The following is a 19,768-nucleotide window of genomic DNA, read 5'->3' as shown; positions in this document are numbered from 1 at the left end:
AATGGATTATTTGCAGGCCATCACCAATCCAATTAGTAACGATTCCAAGTGTGGCTTAAACCTTGAAGATGATGCAGGCTTTCAAAACTTTTTTTTTGAAGCGCAAGGTACGCCTGAGCGATTCGATGGACAAAATACTACGCCCGCTGAACCACCAGACTGGCGAGACATAAAAAAACGCTCACTTGAATACCTTAAATCAACTAAAGACTTAAAACTAATATCCATACTTTCCCAATCTGTACTCAACACAGAAGGGTTTGTTCCGTTTGAAACCTGCTTAAATGGATTAGCGAGTTTAGTGGTCGATGAGTGGGATACAGTCTACCCTTCGTTGGATGAAGACGACGGTGATCCGCTTGAACGTATATCTGCTTTGGGACACTTTAACGACAGTTTTATTACAAGTTCCTTGAAGCAAATGCCGTTAGCGACATCAAAAGTTCTTGGACCACTGAATTTACAAAAAATTGATAGAGCAATTGCAGGGGAAGACGAAGAAGCCCTGAGTGAATCGCAAGTGAGAGGGATTTTCAGTGAAGTAGATACTGAAGAAAAAGCGAAAACCCTTTCGGCAATTGCCGATTCAGTAAAACATCTAAGTACAATCAGCCAAGCATTCGTTGAACGGGCTGGCAACGAATACAATGTAAATTTTGATAAAGCACTAGAAGTTCTGAATCATCTTGTTAGCACATTTGAGCGCTTTGGCGATGTAAGCGTAAATGTGGAGCAAGCCGACGAGCAAGTTCATGCTCCTCAAGATGACACCTCAAGTTCTACATCATCAACCAGTGAAGCAAATTCGCAAGCACAAGGGGCTGCTATGCAAAACTCTTCTTTTTCGACAGATGGTGCGCTTAGTTCACGAAAAGATGTGGAAAAGTGTTTTGCTATGATTTTAGATTATTATGCAAAGTATGAACCTTCAAGCCCTGTGCCTATTTTGGTTCATCGTGCAAATAAGCTTGTACATTTAGACTTTTTAGAAATCATGAAAGATATATACCCGGATGCGATATCGACTTTAAAGCACTTGGGTGGCATTGAAGAACAACAGGTAACGCCTGAAAGCAGCAGTACAACTGATAGTTCATGGTAATACAGCGTTTATCAGGTTTGATTATTCAGACAAGGTCCTGAATTAATATTACATAAATAGGAGAGTTAACGTGTCCAGCGGTCAGAAATTTGTCGGAAGAAACCGAGCACCCAGAGTACAGATTGAATACGATGTAGAGTTGTATGGCGCTGAAAAAAAGGTACAAATACCTTTTGTAATGGGCGTGATGGCAGACTTAAGCGGCAATCCTGCAGAGCCGTTAGCACCGATATCTGAACGCAAGATTTTAGAAGTTGATGTTGATAACTTCGATGATCGACTTAAAGCCTCTAAACCACGCGTTCAGTTGAGTGTTCCGAACACACTGACGGGTGAAGGAAACCTGTCAGTAGAGTTAAATTTCGAAAGTATGGACGACTTTTCACCTGAAGCCATCGCGAAGAAAACCGACGGTTTAAAGCAACTGTTGGAAGCACGTACGCAGCTGTCGAATTTGATAACCTACATGGATGGTAAAGAGGGTGCTGAACAGCTTATTGCAAAGGTATTAGCTGATCCAACACTACTAGAAACCTTAAGTGCAGCCCCCAAACAAGAAGCGTCTGAGGAGTAAAAAATGGCAGAACAAGAAGCTATCCAAGGCCAAGAAACTGCGTGGGAAGATTTAGATAATGACAGCTTTGCTGCATTGTTACAAAAAGAGTTTAAGCCAAAATCAGATCATGCAAAAACAGAAGTCGAAAAAGCGGTTAATACGCTTGCAGGGCTCGCGTTAGAAGATATCAATAAAATATCTGATGACACAGTTCATTCTATTGAAGCCATTATTTCTGAAATAGACAAAAAATTATCTGAGCAAGTTAATCTAATACTTCACCATGAAGACTTTCAAAACCTAGAAGGAACTTGGCGCGGTTTACATTACCTCGTGAACAATACCGAAACCGATGAATACTTGAAGATAAAAGTATTCAACATATCGAAAAAAGAACTCGGTAAAAACCTGAAAAAATTTGCAGGTACAGCTTGGGATCAAAGCCCTATATTCAAGAAGTTTTATGAAGAAGAGTATGGACAGTTTGGTGGCGAACCTTTCGGCGCGATTGTTGGTGATTACTACTTTGATAACAGCCCATCTGACGTAAATCTACTGACAAATATGTCAAAGATTTGTGCCGCTTCACATTCGCCTTTCTTGACAGCTGCGTCACCTGGTTTGTTGCAGATGGACAGTTGGAATGAACTAACAAACCCGCGCGACTTAACTAAGATATTTTCAACGCCTGATTATGCGTCATTCCGGTCTTTACGCGAAACAGAAGATGCAAAGTATGTATCTCTGACTATGCCTCGCGTGTTGTCTAGATTACCTTATGGTGAAAAATCAGACCCAGTAGAAGCGTTTGAATTCGAGGAAGACGTGAGCGGACCTGACTCATCGAAGTATGCATGGACAAACGCGGCATATTCTATGGCAGTAAACATTAACCGCTCATTTAAAGAATATGGCTGGTGTTCACGTATTCGTGGCATTGAGTCGGGTGGCGCGGTTGAAGGCTTGCCGGTACATACTTTTCCAAGTGATGACGGCGGTGTCGATATGAAATGCCCTACTGAAGTCGCCATTAGTGACCGCAGAGAAGCAGAGTTGTCCGCATGCGGCATAATGCCACTCATTCATCGTAAGAATAGCGACATGGCCGCATTTATTGGTGCACAAACGCTACAAAAACCGGCTGAATATGACGATCCTGACGCGACAGCTAATGCTGCGCTGGCCGCTCGTCTACCATATTTATTTGCAACCACGCGTTTTGCTCACTACTTAAAATGTATTGTGAGAGACAAAGTTGGTTCATTTAAAGAACGTCCTGACATGGAGCGCTGGTTACAAAGTTGGATAAATAATTATGTTGATGGCGCGCCAGGCACATCAAGTGAAGAAACCAAAGCAAGTAAACCACTTGCGGGAGCAGAAGTAGTAGTTGACGAAGTTGAAGGAAGTCCCGGTTATTACAGCGCCAAGTTCTTCTTAAGACCTCATTATCAATTGGAAGGGTTAACGGCATCTCTGCGGCTAGTGTCTAAGTTACCTTCTGAAAAATAGTAAGCAAAGCAAGTAAACTAAGCGAATACGCACAATATTTAGAGGAGAGGCATCATGGCAGTAGACATGTTTTTAAAGTTTGAAGGGATTGAAGGTGAATCCATGGATAAAACACATGCAAAAACGATTGACGTTTTAGCATGGAGTTGGGGTTTGTCACAATCTGGTACAACGCATATGGGAATGGGTGCTGGTGCTGGGAAGGCTAGTTTTCAAGATATTTCGGTAACCAAATATATTGACCGCTCTTCACCTACCTTAATGCAGCATGTGGCAGAAGGTAAGCATATCGAAAAAGCAAAGCTAATCGTTCGAAAGGCGGGAGGCAACCCACTTGAATACTACGTGATCGATATGCGCGACATAATGATTACATCTGTATCAACCGGTGGTTCTGGCGGCGAAGATCGTTTAACCGAAAATGTATCCATCAACTTTGCGGACTTTAAAGTAATTTATACGCCGCAAAATAAAGATGGCTCAGGCGCAGCTGCGGTTAACTTCGGTTGGGGTATTGCTGAGAACGCACCAAAAGAGATCGCCTAATCTATGCGCACGCCAAAGAGCCGTTAAATATGTTTACATATCTCGTCTCTTTGGCCCGCATATACCGATATTTTCTCAGAATATAAATTTTATAAAAATAACACCTTCAACGCAGACTTGAGCAATGACCATTGCCCGAGCATACTTATCAGAGAATAATATGGATGCCGCCACACTACTAAAACAGGGCCAACTGGCTGAATGTAAAGCGCAACTTTTTACCCAAGTTAAACAAGATCCAAGCAATGTTGAGCTACGTATATTCTTATTCCAGCTTTCCTGTATTGAACGTGATTGGAAGCGAGCATTAAGTCAACTAGAGGTCCTCAAAGGATTATCTGATAGCACCCTAGCATTAGTAAATACTTACAAACAACTCATCGACTGTGAGGCTAAAAGAGAGCGAGTAATCGCAGGCGATATCGAGCCAACATGTTTTGGAGAACCATTAGACTGGTTAGCCTACTACGTACAAGCTTATGAGCAAGCTAGCGCTGGAAAATACCAAGAAGCACAAACCTTGCTAAACAATGGTATCGAACTAGCGTCAACATCGAGTGGAAAAGTCGATGGGAAAGCATTTTCTTGGTTAAGCGATGGCGATGTAAGATTTGGCCCATCAATCGAAGTGATGCTGAATGGCGGCTACTATTGGCTGCCCTTTGAGTATATAAAAGAATTGCACTTTGAGCCGGTAGAAGATCTTAGGGATTTGGTTTGGCGCCCTGCAAATTTAACACTCAAAAACAACGGAAAACTGATTGTTTTTGTGCCCGTTAGGTATCCAATTCATGGCAACACAACCGATCAACAACTACTATCACGAACCTGCGATTGGGATGAACCGGTAGAACATTTTTTTATTGGTAACGGCCAACGTGTACTCATTTCTGAAGACAATGAATATCCACTTCTGGATATCACGTCGATCGTATTTGAGTAAATATGCATTACCTCAATATTTTTAATACTCCAAAATGCGTGTAATCAAATACAATGCCTGAACTTTCTCAAAAAGAGCGATTGCAACTCTCACTATTGGATAGATTGTCTGATGACGATCCTCAAAAATTGAGTGAATCAAGAGAGAAAAGAGTTATTTCTGTTTCTCGGCTTAAAGAGCTTGTTCAAAGAGATTTAGCATGGCTGCTAAACAGTGTGCATGCTTCTGCAAATATGGATTTATCTGACTACCCTGAAATACAAAAATCTACATTAAATTACGGTATTCTCGATCTATCAGGCGTAAACGCCTTAGCGATGAGCGCTAAAGCAATTGAAAGAGAACTTGTAAAAAGCATTAAAAATTATGAACCTCGTATTATTCCTAGGACATTAAAAATAAAAGTACATTTAGCGAAAGAAGAAATGAGCGGTAATACCTTATCATTTGAAATAACGGGTGACCTCTGGGCACAACCTTTACCGCTACAATTATTTCTGAAAACCGACGTTGACATCGAAAACGGTAGTCTTTCATTAGGACAGTGGCGGTAAATATCCATGGAAGCAAAATTTCTTGAACTATACAACCAGGAACTAAAGTTCATTCGCGAATCTGGCGCCGAGTTCGCCAAGGAATACCCCAAAATTGCTGGTAGATTAGGACTTGATGGTTTTGATTGCTCAGACCCCTACGTTGAAAGGTTGTTGGAAGGCTTTGCTTTTTTATCCGCGCGCATACATCTCAAGCTAGACGCTTCTTTCCCACAATTTACCCAGCATTTATTAGAGCTGCTATTTCCAACATTTTTACAACCTTTACCTTCTATGCTTATCGCACAGTTTACACCAGACTTTGAAGAAGGCAGTTTACTTGAAGGCGTCAACATGCCAAGACAAACGCCTTTACATAGTTTGTTGAGTAAGGGAGAACAAACCGCTTGTGAATACCGTACGTCACATGCTGTAACGCTTTGGCCGGTTAGACTTACTCAGGCAGAATATGTTAATGCACAAGACTTAGCCTCATACGTAAATCGGGGGCTGCTACCCTATCAACCGAAGAGTGGTATTTTGATAACGCTCGAAACTGCGCCAAATATAAAATTCTCTGAAATTATGATGGATAGTTTGAATCTTCATATCCGAGGCAGCGAATCATTTCCACTGTATCTATTTGAAGCTTTATTTAAAGGCTTTAAAGGACTCATGTATAAAACGGGTGATAAGCTGTGGCGCAGAGAAAAAGCGCCTACTGACTTGTCACCGTTAGGCTACGATAAAGATGACGCGCTTTTACCTTATTGTAACCGGCAGTTTGATGGCTTTAGGTTACTCAGAGAATATTTTGCGTTTACTCGGCGATATTTGTTTTTGGCGCTAAATAACTTACGACCTACCTTTGAACAATGCCATGAAAGCAAAGTACAACTGCTACTGCTACTAGATCATAATGATAAACGGCTTGAAAATTTGGTCTCCGCCGATAATTTTGCGTTGCACTGTAGCCCGGCAATCAATTTATTCCCGAAACGAGCTGATAGAATTAATGTGTCTCGCGTGAGCAACGAGCTCCATGTTGTGCCAGATAAACTGCGTCCTTTAGATTATGAAGTGTGTGCAGTAACCGACGTAAAAGGGTTTAGCAGTGGCGTAGAATCCACATCACAATTTCTCCCATTATATGGTAGTGATGATAAACCGAATTTACAGCATCGAGGCTACTTCACGACCACCAGAAGTACACGTACACTCAGTGTAAATGAACGTAAATTTGGACACCGCTCTAGCTATATCGGCACAGAACTTAGTTTATCTCTGGTGGACCCCAAAAATGCACCATACGCTGAAAATTTGCGTCAGCTGTCAGTAGAAACACTTTGCTGCAACCGTGATTTGCCCTTAATGATGCCATTAGGAAAAAGCACCACTGACTTTACGATTGAAACTGGTGCCCCCTGTGAGGCAGTTAGGTGTGTTGGTGAGCCGACAAGACCCTCTCCCCCACTTAGTGAAGGAAACGTGGCTTGGGATTTAATTAACCAATTGTCGATCAACTTCTTGGGTATGAGCAACGAAAGCGAGGGTGACGCCTTAACATCGCTAAAAACGTTATTGAGCTTAATGATGAACAAAAATGACCATACCGCAAGTAAACAAATCGACGGTATTATTAATGTTCAAACACGCCAAATAACAAGCAGATTGCCTTTTTCAGGGCCTATTTGTTTTGGCCGAGGGGTAGAAATAAAGATTACACTGGATGAAATGGCTTACGAAGGAAACAGTATTTTTATGCTGGGCATGGTACTAGATCGTTTCTTTGCAAATTACGTTAGCCTTAATTCATTTACGCAACTTGTGTTACATTCATCAAATCGTGGAGAGGTGCATCGGTGGCCCATTCGAATCGGCTTACGAAGCGCTATTTAGAGCACCTTGTAAGTGATCAAGAAGAACTCTATAAACAAGGGTTTACGCCGCTGTTGCGGTATTTAGATGCCAATGCGCCGCTTGCAGAAAGAATAGGATATTCAGTTTCACCTAAACAAGATGCATTGAGATTTGGTCAAGCACCGTTACTGCATTTCCATTCTTCGGCTTTTACAGATGTTCGATTTGAAGATGTCAATGGCAATTATAAGCTGAGGAATAGCTACTGGGGCTTGCTCGGCCACAACGGTCCTTTACCCACACACATAACAGAATATGCCATTGAGCGACAATATCGTATTCACGACAAGACGCTAACAGAATTTCTCGATATCTTTCATCACCGCTTTATCTCCTTGTTTTATCGCGCTTGGGCGGACAGCCAGCCTGCAGTATGCCATGACCGGCCTGGCGCTGATCATTTTCGTCAACGGCTATCTGTATTTTATGGGCAAACCGACAATCCAAATGGCAAAGAAGCGTCACTGTCATTTACTGATTTAAACCAAGTGCAACAACATTTAGCTGGTTTATTTAGCCAACAAAATAGAAGTGCAGGTATCTTGTCACAGATACTAAGCGAATATTTACATCAACCAGTTGAAATTCAAGAGTTCGAAGGTGAATGGTATACACTCAGGAACGAAGAGCAAAGCCAACTCGGCTATGTAAACACACGTTTAGGTCAGGATACAATTTTGGGCAACAGAACCCACCAACGGAGCTTTAATTTTTCCATTATTGTCGGGCCATTGACATACGAGGAATACATTTCTCTTATCGATGACAAAAGCCGCATGACAAATGTAAAACGCTTGGCCATAAAACACGTGGGTTGCGAGTATTCATTTTCTATTAAAATTCTATTAAAACCGAAGCAAACGCGTGTTACTTGTTTAGGCAAATCGAGATTAGGTATTAATACATGGTGTAGAGGAAAACTCGCATCGAACAATCAACCAACAGCAGCTGTAGTATACCAACGAGTTTGCTAGCTCATTAAAAGAAGGAATACACATCATGGCAGAAATTAGTCGAGTTAATCTTTTCGGTAAGTTAAATTCACTTGCATACAAGGCAGTAGAAAGCGCAACAGTATTCTGCAAATTGCGCGGTAACCCTTATGTAGAACTAGTCCATTGGTTCCAACAAATATTGCAGTTGCAAGATTCAGACATTCACAAAATTATTCGACATTTTGATTTAGACCCTTCAATTATCGCAAAAGATATGACAAATGCCTTAGACTCACTCCCCAGAGGAGCAACATCAATATCAGATTTATCAAGTCACATCGAAGACTCGATAGAGCGAGGCTGGGTATATGGCAGTTTAGTGTATGGCGATTCTAAAGTCCGAATGGGGTATGTAGTGGTTGGTATGTTAAAAACACGAGCGCTGAGCAGTGCGCTACTTAACATGTCTGGTGAATTCAAGAAAATCAAGGCTGAAGCGCTAAGTGACGATTTACGAGGTATTCTTGCTGGCTCCACTGAGGATGAATTGTCAGCAAATGATGGTAGCGCGATTGGTAGCGAACCTGGCGTAGATAGTCAAGCAATGTCGCCCGCAGAGATGGGAAAACAAGAAGCCTTACAGCAATTCACCACTGACTTAACGGCACAAGCGGCTAATGGCGATCTTGACCCTATCATTGGCAGAGACGAAGAAATAAGACAGCTCATCGACATTCTCATGCGGCGGCGTCAGAATAACCCAATACTTACTGGCGAAGCTGGTGTAGGAAAAACCGCTGTTGTTGAGGGTTTTGCTCATCGCATAAATAAGGGCGACGTACCCCCATTATTAAAAAATGTAAAACTCTTATGTTTAGACATTGGCCTTTTACAGGCCGGCGCGAGTATGAAAGGTGAATTTGAAAACCGACTTAAACAAGTTATCGAAGAAGTAAAATCTTCACCTACCCCAATCATTATGTTCATAGACGAAACGCATACTTTAGTCGGTGCAGGCGGAGCAGCAGGCACCGGTGATGCAGCTAATCTGCTCAAACCAGCACTAGCTCGCGGAGAGCTTCGCACAATTGGTGCAACTACCTGGGCTGAATATAAAAAGCATATCGAAAAAGACCCGGCGCTTACGCGACGTTTTCAAGTGGTAAAAGTAGAAGAACCTAGTGAAGCCCGCGCAATATTAATGCTACGTAACATTGCAGGTATGCTTGAAAAACATCACCATGTGGAAATTCTTGACTCAGCCATTGAATCCGCTGTTAAACTTTCCCATCGGTACATTCCCGCTCGCCAATTACCAGATAAAGCCGTTAGCCTTTTAGACACTGCAGCGGCTCGAGTTGCTGTCAGTCAATTTGCAACGCCTGCAGAATTGGAAGATTGTAAACAACGTATTGAAAACCTAAACAAAGAATATACCGTGTTAGAAAATGAAGCCGCGATCGGCATGGAAGATACTGCACGAATGGACAAGGTTACGTCAGAATTAGCAGAAGAAAAACTGCGAGAATCCGAATTGACAGGTAAGTGGAATCAAGAAAAAGAGACCGTGGATGGTGTACTCGCAGCAAGACGCAAATTAAGAGATCTCATCAGCGCTCAAAAAGCTTCGTTATCGACCGAAAATATCCACAACGAAGGAGAGGCTAGCGAGGCCGTCGACGGCGACGTTGTTGAGAGCACTGCTATTGAGAGTGACGTGGATGTAATGGATTCACCTGATTATGAAAAAGATATCGATGAGACCAAACAAGAACTTGCACGTCTGCATAATGCCCTAGAAAGCTTACAAGGCGAAAGCCCTTTAATCCTTGCCGCATGTGATGAGCAAGCGATTGCCGCTGTAGTAGCGGATTGGACAGGGATTCCAGTAGGTAAAATGGTAAGCGACGAGATAAATGTGGTATTGAGCTTAGCGGACATCATGAAGCAACGCGTTATTGGCCAAGACCATGCAATGGAAATGATTGCTAAGCGTATTCAAACCTCTCGGGCTGGATTAGACAACCCAAACAAACCCATCGGCGTGTTTATGCTTTGTGGACCTTCAGGTACAGGGAAAACCGAAACAGCACTAACCTTAGCTGAATCACTCTATGGTGGTGAGCAAAATGTGATTACAATTAATATGAGTGAATTTCAGGAGTCACATACCGTATCCACATTAAAAGGCGCTCCTCCAGGGTATGTCGGCTATGGTGAAGGCGGTATTTTAACAGAAGCCGTAAGACGAAAGCCGTACTCCGTCGTATTATTGGATGAAGTAGAAAAAGCGCATCCTGACGTACACGAAATATTCTTTCAAGTATTCGACAAAGGTGTCATGGAGGATGGTGAAGGTCGAATGATCGACTTTAAAAATACGTTAATTTTACTCACGTCAAATGTTGGTAGCGATTTAATCATGAATATGTGTAGTGACCCAGACCTAATGCCGGAACCAGACGGCATTGCTAAAGCATTACGTGAACCTCAGTTGAAAATTTTTCCTGCGGCCTTGCTAGGCCGAATTGTCTCGATTCCGTATTATCCACTGTCAAACGAAATGATAGATGCAATTGCAAGACTTCAACTCAACCGAATTAAACATCGTGTTGAAACAGGACAAGGGATCGTATTTTCTTACTCAGATAGTGTAGTCGATCTTGTCGTTAGTCGATGCACAGAATTAGAAAGTGGCGGCCGGATGATTGACTCAATACTGACAAATACATTACTACCTGAATTAAGCAACCGATTCTTAAACCAAATGTTAGCAGGTGAACCTGTTGTCAGTGTTAGTGTAGATGCAAAGGGCGGTGAGTTTGTTTATGCAGTAAGTCATTAGCAAAGGGATTCAACATGTTGGGGACGTTGCTGTGCTAAATTATCTTTGTAAACACTGCCACCAAAGTATGGCGTATATTGACTACAATAGAAGCCCCTATTGTAGTCAGAACCCTTGTCAACGAGCGCGCGTCCAAGCAGAGATACTTGAACATAAAACGAAGGTAAATCAAGTTATCCAGCAGAGCGTTGAATTATTTAGGCATAGCCAACAGCCCACTGAAAATGATGAAAACCATCCATCAACACCGATAAACGCTATTTTGCCCTATAATGACAAAGCCCTTGTTGAGCTTCCTGAGGACAGAAAGGAAGCATTTATAGCGCACCTTAGACGTGTATATCAAAGTGTTTGTGAACAAAAGCCCAATGCAGAAGCAACTTATGTGGCAGAACTCAAGCCAGCAGATGACGAACTTACATCAACAATGTTAGGGAAAGCCTGCGGCACATGTAAAGGCGCTTGTTGTGGTTTAGGCGAGACGCATGCTTTTCAAGACTATTGGTCGCTTAGGCGCTACGTGTCTGCTTTTGAAAAGATGCCAACAGAAAAAACTGTGATAAATGACTACCGTAAATATTTACCATCTCATAGTTACCAAGCGGCTTGTGTGTTTCAAGGCGAAATGGGCTGTGCGCTACCTAGTGACATGCGCGCTACGACTTGCCGAAATTACAAATGTGATGGTCTAATCAATTATGAAAACACACTCCGTGACGCAGGCACAAATCTGACGCATGCTGCCGGCACACGAGGCAGAACTGTATTACACATTTCCGTATTTGATGAAACAAGCACCCAAATCATTCCTATCGCAAAACCGGCCTTATCTTAACCCACTCAAATTTAATTTTGCATGTATGTTTTTTAGCAATTTAGTCCTTGCCATAGCTTGGAAAACGCCATAAATGTTAACATTCTGTTTTATTGTTATATTACAATTGTTAGTATTTAAATGAGCATTTAGAATTAACAATTATTACGAACAGGAAAATTGTATGCCCAGGACAAGGAAACTATCTGCATTTGCGACATGTATACTTACTTTTTACATGTCAATGTTAACGTTTACATTGAATGCAAAAGAAAACCCAGACGATGAATGGGTACATTTATTTAACGGCGAGTCACTCGATGGATGGACACCAAAATTTGCAGGTTATCCATTAGGCGAAAACTACAGAGATACCTTTACGGTAAAAGATGGTTATTTAACCGTAGATTATACTAAATGGCCTTCATTTAACCGTGAATTTGGGCACTTGTTTTACAAAACGCCCTATTCTCATTATACGATCAGAGCGACCTACCGTTTTACAGATGCAGAAATGCCAATTACTGAAGACATGAACTGGGCATTTCGAAACAACGGACTAATGCTACATAGCCAACCGCCAGAAACCATGGAACTTGATCAATCCTTTCCAGTAAGCATTGAAGTTCAGCTACTCGGCGGAATAAATGAATCACCTCGCCCTACATTGAATTTATGCACACCCAATACTGATGTCGTAATGGATGGCAAGCTTATCACCGAACATTGCATAAAGTCGGTATCCAAAACTTATGGCGGCAACCAATGGGTAACCGTTGATGTCGAAGTATATGGCGGAGAGTATTTTAAACACATTGTAGATGGTGAAGTAGTACTTGAATATGAGTCCCCGCAGTTATCAGTGGGCGATGTAGAAAAATATTCGAAAATTTACGGCGGTAAAAACTTACGCTCCGGCTATATCTCTATTCAGGCAGAAACCCACCCAATCCAATTTAAAGAAATTAAGATTAAGCCACTAAAACAAAACAAAGTGACATCAGATGCCAAGCTAAGAATGTCAGGCGCAAAAATACCTGAGGGCATGAAAATTGAGCTGTGGGCTGATGAAACACAAACTAAGAATACGGGCTTTTTCACTTTTGATGATAAGGGCCGGATGTTAGTCACTGAAATTGGTCGAATCGACAAAGGCACCAACGATATTCGTAGAATGTCTAAATACATGAGTATTCAAGATATTTCCATTGAGACAATGGAAGATCGTTTATCCATGATGAAAGACCCAAAAAATCAGGGTAAATATCCTTGGAGCGGCTATTCTAAATACTCGGATTATGTCAAACTTCTTGAAGACACAAACGGCAGCGGACAAGCCGACAAAGCACATGTATTCGCGGGCCCTTTCAATGATCCACTAGACGGCTTAGCCGTTGGCTTAATCACCCGCGATAAAGATGTTTACTTAACCAATATTCCAAACTTATGGCGACTTAAAGATACGACTGGTGACGAGGTAGCCGATGAACAAGAGGTCATGCATACGGGATTCGGCACGCGTATGAGTTTTTTAGGCCACGATTTACATGGATTAGTTTGGGGGCCAGATGGTCGCTTGTATTTCTCATTGGGTGACAGAGGTCATTCCGTTACCAATAAAGAAGGTCAGCTATTACATGGTCCCAATATGGGCGGTGTGTTTCGTATGGAAGCCGACGGTAGCAACTTAGAATTAATTTATAGTGGTTTGCGTAACCCTCAAGAACTTACATTCGATAAATACGGCAATTTGTTTACGGCCGATAACGACGGCGACCGCACTGATACCGAACGTGTTAATCACATTGTAGAAGGCGGCGATTCAGGCTGGCGTGGCGGTCACCAAAGTATCATGAGCTTTGTAGACAAACTGAAATTGCGCTCATTCCTTTATACCGGTGATCCTGACGTACCCACGGCTTGGCTCGTTAACAACATGTCTAAGCCAAGAATGGAAGAGCAGCCAGCATTTATGCTACCTGGTATAGCCCAATTATTCACTGGCCCATCAGGTTTCACATACAATCCGAGTATGTATTGGGGGGAAGAGTGGCGAGACAGCTTTTTTATTGCTCACATGGTTGGTGCGACTACGCGTTCTTTTGTATCCACATACAAGAATATCGAAAATGGTGCATCCTTTCTTACAACACCAGTAAAGCCGATTGTTCACGGCATTAATATTCCAGACTTAGATTTTGGTCCCGATGGCCGCTTGTATGTTTCTGAATTTAACTATGGGGGTTGGAAAGATGCTGACCAAGGTGCCATCTTTACAATATCACCAGAGAATGCTTCTTCAGAGTATAAAAATAAAGTCGCGAAACTACAGACGCTACTGGTGCAAGACTACAGTTCACTAGAGACAAAACGCTTAGGTGATTTGTTGTCAGAAGATCACATGAAAATTAGGCAGAGAGCGCAATTTGAATTAGTGAAGCGAGGTTCTCCTGCAACGACCTTATTTAAAATGATCGCTTTCGATTCTTCAAAAGATACGCTAGCGCGCATACACAGTATATGGGGATTAAGTCAATCTGTATTCGATGATGTAATTGATAAAAACGCGCTCAACGCCTTACTTCCATTACTAAAAGACAAGAACGAACAAGTCCGTATACAAACGGCCAAAGTGCTGGGCGATCACAAGGTAAAATTTGCTGCGGACGCCCTTGTAAATGCCTTAGATGATAGTCATCCACAAGTCCAAATGTATGCAGCAATTGGCGTAGGTAGAATTGGTCATGCGCCTGCCGTGAAAAAACTAATCAATCTAATTAAACAAAATAAAGATAAGGATTTATGGCTACGCCATGCCTACGTTATGGCATTGAAGGGAATCGACAAAAGTAAATGGATAGACTATGCAAACAACGATTCAACACATGTTCGCATGTCAGTCTTGCTGGCATTACGCATGTTAGAAGACAATGACCTTGCCATTTTCCTTAACGATAGTGATACAGATATCGTCGCAGAAGCAGCGTTTGCCATCGATGATAAAGAAATGCTTGAACTTCGTCCTCTACTGGCTAAACGACTCGACTCAAGTTTACCTTCAAATACCGCGGCAAAACGATACACACACCACAGAATGATTAACGCTAACTATAACGAGGGAACAGCGCAAAGCGCAACTCGCTTACTTGACTACGCAGCATCAATAGGTTTACACGATCGGCTAGCCGCAGAAGCATTAGCGGCAATTGAAGGCTGGCATGACGTAAATCCAATTGACCCAATTACCGGACACGCCACAAAAGCAAATAAACAACGGGATGAAATAACGGAGATTATCAATCAACACATCGCAAGCGTACTTCAATCCGTTAAAGACGACGCATTAGTACAAGGTATGCGCTTAGCAGAAAAATACAATTATTCTATCGAAAACGATGTCTTACTAGCGATTGCGCAAGATAGCCAAGCAAATGCTAGGATTCGAGCACAAGCGCTAAATTTGATAGTTTCTCAGGGAAAAATTGATTCTATAAAAATTGCTGAACCCCTCCTCAAAGATAACTCAGTATTTATGGTGTCTTCTGCATTCAAAACAATCGTTAATACAGACAAGGATAAAGCACAGACTATCGCATCTGACATTCTTAGAGGCGGCGGTATTGTCGCGAAAAAAGCGGTGCTAGGGCAACTTTCGACTATTGAAAACGATAATTTAGTTAGCTTACTTAAGGGTTACTTATCCGAACTCTTAGCGGGCAGTCTAGATAAAAGAATGGCACTTGAAGTAGTTAATGCAGCAAAAGAAAGTAAATCGCCTCAGATTTTAGCCGCAGTGAAAAAATATGATGACAGCCTGATAGGTAAGGCACCCTCTGAAGTCTATGCCGTCGCGTTGGAGGGAGGAGATGCAAAAACTGGTGAAGATATATTCTTTAATAATGGCGCGGCTGGTTGTATGAGATGTCACCGGGTTAACGGCGTAGGTTCTGCATTTGTTGGACCGCAACTCACTGGCGTCGGCGAACAATTCTCCAAAGAATATTTGTTGAGGGCCTTAGTGGATCCCAGTGCCGAAATCGCAATACGATACGGCAGCGTGACGCTTATATTAAAAAGTGGTGAGACGCTAACCGGCACTTACATGGGTGAAGATGAGAACAGCATATCCGTAAAAAACGGGGATACCACTGTTTATCAAAAGGCTGATGTACAAGAGATAAAACGCGCAGCGTCTGGAATGCCCCCCATGAACTTGCTTTTGTCAGACAGAGAGATTAGGGATGTATTAGCGTATCTCGTTAGTTTGCGCAAAGAAAAACTTGAGGATGTCCATTAGGGTAAACCCCTAATAGTATGAAATAAAAGGATGAATATATGAAGGTTGTAAAGCGATTTACTTTAGTGTGTTTTTATTCTGTGTTTTGCATGGGTTTTTTTATAAATCTCGCTAATGCCGCAGAAGAAAACACTGGCGTGTTAAGTCACCCCAAAATCAGTGTGCAATTGTGGTCCGTAAGAAAGGACGTCGAAGCTGATTTTAAGGGCACGCTTACTAGACTCGCAAATATGGGGTTTGATGCCGTAGAATTTGCGGGCAATTTTGGCCCTTACGAAAATGACGCAAAAGGCCTTCGTAAATTTTTAGATGAATTAGGTTTAGAAGTAAGCGGAGCACATGTAAAGTTTGGCTTGTTGAAAAATAGTAATGCGCATGAGTTGATGCAATTTTTGTCTGATATCGGTACACCTATTGCAATAATCCCTGGTGACGGACGCTCCGCGAATCCAGAAAAGCTAGCTGAGTTCACCGCAGAACTTGCATTATATGCAAAAAAGTTGGCCGAATATGGCATCAAGATAGGGTATCACAACCATGCATACGAATTTGAGGACTATAAAGTGCTCGACGGTAAAATGGCTACCTTTTGGGAATATGTCACTGCAAACACCCCAAAAAACGTTGTGATGCAAATGGATATTGGATGGGTAAATTATGCGGGAAAAGATCCTAATGCGATAATAAAACGCTATCCAAATAGAACGCTCACCAGCCATATCAAAATTCGCACGAAAGGCAATACAGGGATAGATACAATTATTGGGGATGACAACTTTGATTGGGTCGCGCTTATCTCAGATATGAGAAAACATGGTGGGACAGAATGGCTAGTGGTTGAACAGGAGGAATACCCTAAAGGGTATACATCGTTGACAGCCGTTGAGGCATCAAAAATTGGACTAGAAAAAGCCCTAAAAAAATCACTTAACAAGCACCCGTGACATCTAAGTTTAAGCTAGTACAGCTAATTATCGTATGCTGACCTTAGTGCTTTGTTTGAAGAGCTTAATGGTATTAACCCGTTAAGCTCTCCAAACAAGCAATTAAAGACTAATTATTTTGAAAATATACTATTGTAAGTATTCTTGACACCTTCATTTTCCGGTGCTAGCGCTATTGCTTTTTCAATTATTGGTTTAGCTTTTGGTGTGTTACCGCTTTCGTGCTCCAGCCACGCTAGATTTGTCAACGCAAAGACATTGTTTGGCTCTTTGCCTAAGACTTCTTCATAAATATTGATAGCGCCTTCAGGCGTTGATTTTGATGCAAGTAAAAATCTAGCCTGAGTACTCTCTGGATTGACTAACAGATAATCACTTATGAGTTTATTCGCATTACCTATTTCCCCAATTAAATAGAGATGTTCAGCGAGCAACAGCATACTAGTTTCGTCTTTATGGTTTTTAAATGCGCGAGAAAATAATGTACGAGCTGCTCCTAACTCCCCCTTATTTCGATTCGCAATACCAGACAATTGAAGATACCTAGACGAATTTTTATCTTCCATCGAAGACAACACTTTGAGTGCAGAATTATTGTCTTTATTTTCAATATGCAAATTGGCAAGTGCTAACGTGAATGTAGTATTGGCAGGATAAGTATCAGCCAGTAAAGAATAAAACCGTATTGCCTCATTTTTACTATCCGTTTTACTCAATAAATAGCCAATATCATCAGCTAAGCGAATATCTGTTAATGGTGTTTTCTGGAATCGCTCCAAAACCGCTTTCATATTTTCAATATCACCGGCGACCTGATACCGCTGCGCTAAGACTACACTGTAAGATTCAAAGGGTTCTTGGTTTGATTCTTCAAAATTAACCTCTTTAAGTACACTAATTGAGCGCTCTAAATTACCAACTAAGGTGTAATAAAGTGATAATTGAATCGCTGAAATCTGATTAGATTTGTAGTCTGAAAGTAAATTCGTAATAAATTCGTCATCCTGCTCATCGAATGATACCGACAATAAGAGATACTGACGCAAATACTCTGACGAATATGGTGACAACGACAAGGCATTTTTTACTGAGCTTATCGCTTTTTCATTTTGTTCTAGTTGTACATAAACACTAGCTTCTCGACTATGATAAACAGCCAAGTCCCGTACCTTTTTAGCTTCAAGCAAAGTATATAAAGCGTCTTCATGTTGTTGATTTGCAATTAAGGTATCGACGTACAATAGAACATCAACCATGGCGAAATTGTATTTTTCCACCCAATCCTTAGCCATGGCAGTGGCTTCAGTCAGCTTTTTTTCAGTCAGTAAATGACTAATGTAAATTATTTTTGCCTTATCAAGCGTTAAACCTTGCCTACCTTCATTTTTATTGATCGCATCCTTAGCGAGAAGAATAACATTACCAAGCTCTGACTCATTAGAAATACCATCTCGCAGATATGTTTCTAACCCTAAGCGAACATTGGATGTTTTCGTCTTAGCAATGTGGTTAACGATTTGATTAGCGCCAAGGTCGTTTCCACTATCCTCAAACCCCTTAAGCACCGCTAAAATTCTATTTAAATCACTGTAGTCCTCAATTTCGGGTAAATTATCAACAATGGAAGTCGCTTCGGCGCCTGATGCTCTAGCCTTAGCATAGTCCAAAATACGTTGATATTCGGAATAGCCGCTAAGGTCCTGAAGCGCTCGCTCAAGATGTCCAATGGTCTGCTCATAGTTCTTTAAGTTGAAATTAATCAAGCCTGCTGCTAGGTAGTTATCTCGTGTGCCGTAGCCATTTGAAATTGCCCTTTCAATAAAAGGTTTGGCTTCTTGAACTCTATTTTGAGTAAGTAAAACGTGCGCTTTTTGTTGGTTAGCAATCGGTTGTGATGCACTAATTTGTAATACGTAATCAATGTATTGTTCTGCTTTTCCGATACTATTTTGGCGAATCAACGAATCTATAAACGTTAAATACACTTCAAAATGCTTTTTTCTGTGCTGAAGATAACTATCAAAATACACTTCAGCATCGTCAAACACTAAATCATTGTAGAAAAAATTGGCGGCTACAGACTGAAATACTGGCCAATCATACAATGCGTTACTTTTATCAATTGATTTGATAAAAGCGCTAAACTTTTCTTTGTCACCGCCTTGCGCTAATTCAACGGAATGAACTAAAAATTGCGCTATAGAAGTGCCGTTATCAGCACTGATTTTATCTTCAATAATTTTTTTTGCACTACTGATATCATTTTGTCTCATACTAATTAGCGCAATTAGAAAATCGGACTTCGAAAAAGTGTTTGCATCATGAATAGTTTCGTAGAAGCTAATGGCTAACTGATCTTGTGCCAAAAAATAATATGCTTCTAATAAACGGTCATATGACGCTTGGCGATCTATCGATGTATTTCCAATCTTATCCCACTGTAAAACACCATTGTTATAGTCCCCTTGTTCGACAAGCGCTTCCATTAACAAAGCACGAGACAATGCAGATTCAGTGTTATTAACTAGAAAGCTCTTGATGATCAGCTCAGCTTGAGAGTATTTTTTTTCTTCGAGTAATGTTTCTACTTCAGAGGTTAAACTTTCTTCAGTATGCTCTTTAGCACAACCTGCAATGTATACAATTGCCAATACTATTGAGATAAGCCGAATGATGCTAATTTGAGGTAATGATAGACTAAATATATTTTGCCACGGCATGTTACGTTCCAATGTTTAAGTCACACTTATAGACATTCGAACACATGCAGGCAAAAAAAAACAGTGGCAAGCCACTGTTTTTTTTAAGATATGTTTAAAAA

General features: G+C 41.3%; 13 protein-coding genes. 12 read left to right on the top strand and 1 reads right to left on the bottom strand.

Going from position 1 to position 19,768, the window contains the following annotated elements:
* The first annotated feature begins 1 nt into the window (after position 1).
* The 12 genes from tssA to QQK00_RS14055 all read left to right on the top strand — a co-directional run bounded on the left by tssA (position 2) and on the right by QQK00_RS14055 (position 16,947).
* Positions 2 to 1,102 (top strand): type VI secretion system protein TssA, encoded by a 1,101-nt coding sequence (gene tssA / locus QQK00_RS14110; RefSeq protein WP_284218227.1) that lies wholly within the window; start codon positions 2 to 4, stop codon positions 1,100 to 1,102.
* Positions 1,103 to 1,172: 70 nt separating this feature from the next.
* Entirely contained in the window at positions 1,173 to 1,676 is a 504-nt protein-coding gene (tssB, locus tag QQK00_RS14105) for a type VI secretion system contractile sheath small subunit (protein ID WP_284218226.1), read from the top strand.
* 3 nt (positions 1,677 to 1,679) lie between these two features.
* Entirely contained in the window at positions 1,680 to 3,170 is a 1,491-nt protein-coding gene (gene tssC, locus QQK00_RS14100) for a type VI secretion system contractile sheath large subunit (protein WP_284218225.1), read from the top strand.
* Between the two features lie 54 nt (positions 3,171 to 3,224).
* Positions 3,225 to 3,716, top strand: a complete 492-nt coding sequence (locus QQK00_RS14095; protein ID WP_284218224.1) for an Hcp family type VI secretion system effector — start codon at positions 3,225 to 3,227, stop codon at positions 3,714 to 3,716.
* 124 nt (positions 3,717 to 3,840) lie between these two features.
* The gene (locus QQK00_RS14090) at positions 3,841 to 4,659 is read left to right on the top strand and encodes a type VI secretion system accessory protein TagJ (protein ID WP_284218223.1); all 819 of its coding nucleotides are present in this window, start codon (positions 3,841 to 3,843) and stop codon (positions 4,657 to 4,659) included.
* A 53-nt stretch (positions 4,660 to 4,712) separates the two neighbouring features.
* A complete protein-coding gene (gene tssE / locus QQK00_RS14085) occupies positions 4,713 to 5,213 on the top strand; it encodes a type VI secretion system baseplate subunit TssE (protein ID WP_284218222.1) in 501 nt (166 codons plus the stop codon).
* Positions 5,214 to 5,219: 6 nt separating this feature from the next.
* Positions 5,220 to 7,091, top strand: a complete 1,872-nt coding sequence (gene tssF / locus QQK00_RS14080) for a type VI secretion system baseplate subunit TssF (RefSeq protein WP_284218221.1) — start codon at positions 5,220 to 5,222, stop codon at positions 7,089 to 7,091.
* Entirely contained in the window at positions 7,055 to 8,086 is a 1,032-nt protein-coding gene (tssG, locus tag QQK00_RS14075) for a type VI secretion system baseplate subunit TssG (RefSeq protein ID WP_284218220.1), read from the top strand. Before tssF ends, tssG begins: the two co-directional genes overlap by 37 nt.
* A 25-nt stretch (positions 8,087 to 8,111) precedes the next feature.
* On the top strand, positions 8,112 to 10,892 hold the full coding sequence (gene tssH, locus QQK00_RS14070; protein ID WP_284218218.1) for a type VI secretion system ATPase TssH: 2,781 nt from the start codon (positions 8,112 to 8,114) through the stop codon (positions 10,890 to 10,892).
* 31 nt (positions 10,893 to 10,923) lie between these two features.
* Complete coding sequence (locus QQK00_RS14065) at positions 10,924 to 11,727, top strand: hypothetical protein (RefSeq protein WP_284218216.1); 804 nt, start codon at positions 10,924 to 10,926, stop codon at positions 11,725 to 11,727.
* A 163-nt stretch (positions 11,728 to 11,890) separates the two neighbouring features.
* Positions 11,891 to 16,003 (top strand): DUF7133 domain-containing protein, encoded by a 4,113-nt coding sequence (locus QQK00_RS14060; RefSeq protein WP_284218215.1) that lies wholly within the window; start codon positions 11,891 to 11,893, stop codon positions 16,001 to 16,003.
* Positions 16,004 to 16,041: 38 nt separating this feature from the next.
* The gene (locus QQK00_RS14055) at positions 16,042 to 16,947 is read left to right on the top strand and encodes a sugar phosphate isomerase/epimerase family protein (RefSeq protein WP_284218214.1); all 906 of its coding nucleotides are present in this window, start codon (positions 16,042 to 16,044) and stop codon (positions 16,945 to 16,947) included.
* 113 nt (positions 16,948 to 17,060) lie between these two features.
* On the opposite strand, the gene QQK00_RS14050 is transcribed toward QQK00_RS14055, so the two are convergent.
* Positions 17,061 to 19,667, bottom strand: a complete 2,607-nt coding sequence (locus QQK00_RS14050; protein ID WP_284218213.1) for a tetratricopeptide repeat protein — start codon at positions 19,665 to 19,667, stop codon at positions 17,061 to 17,063.
* Between the last annotated feature and the right edge of the window lie 101 nt (positions 19,668 to 19,768).

This window comes from Agaribacter marinus, assembly GCF_030160655.1.
Classification (GTDB): domain Bacteria; phylum Pseudomonadota; class Gammaproteobacteria; order Enterobacterales; family Alteromonadaceae; genus Glaciecola; species Glaciecola marina.
The sequence above is the reverse complement of the archived record's forward strand: the minus strand, read 5'-3'. Positions and strand labels throughout refer to the sequence as shown.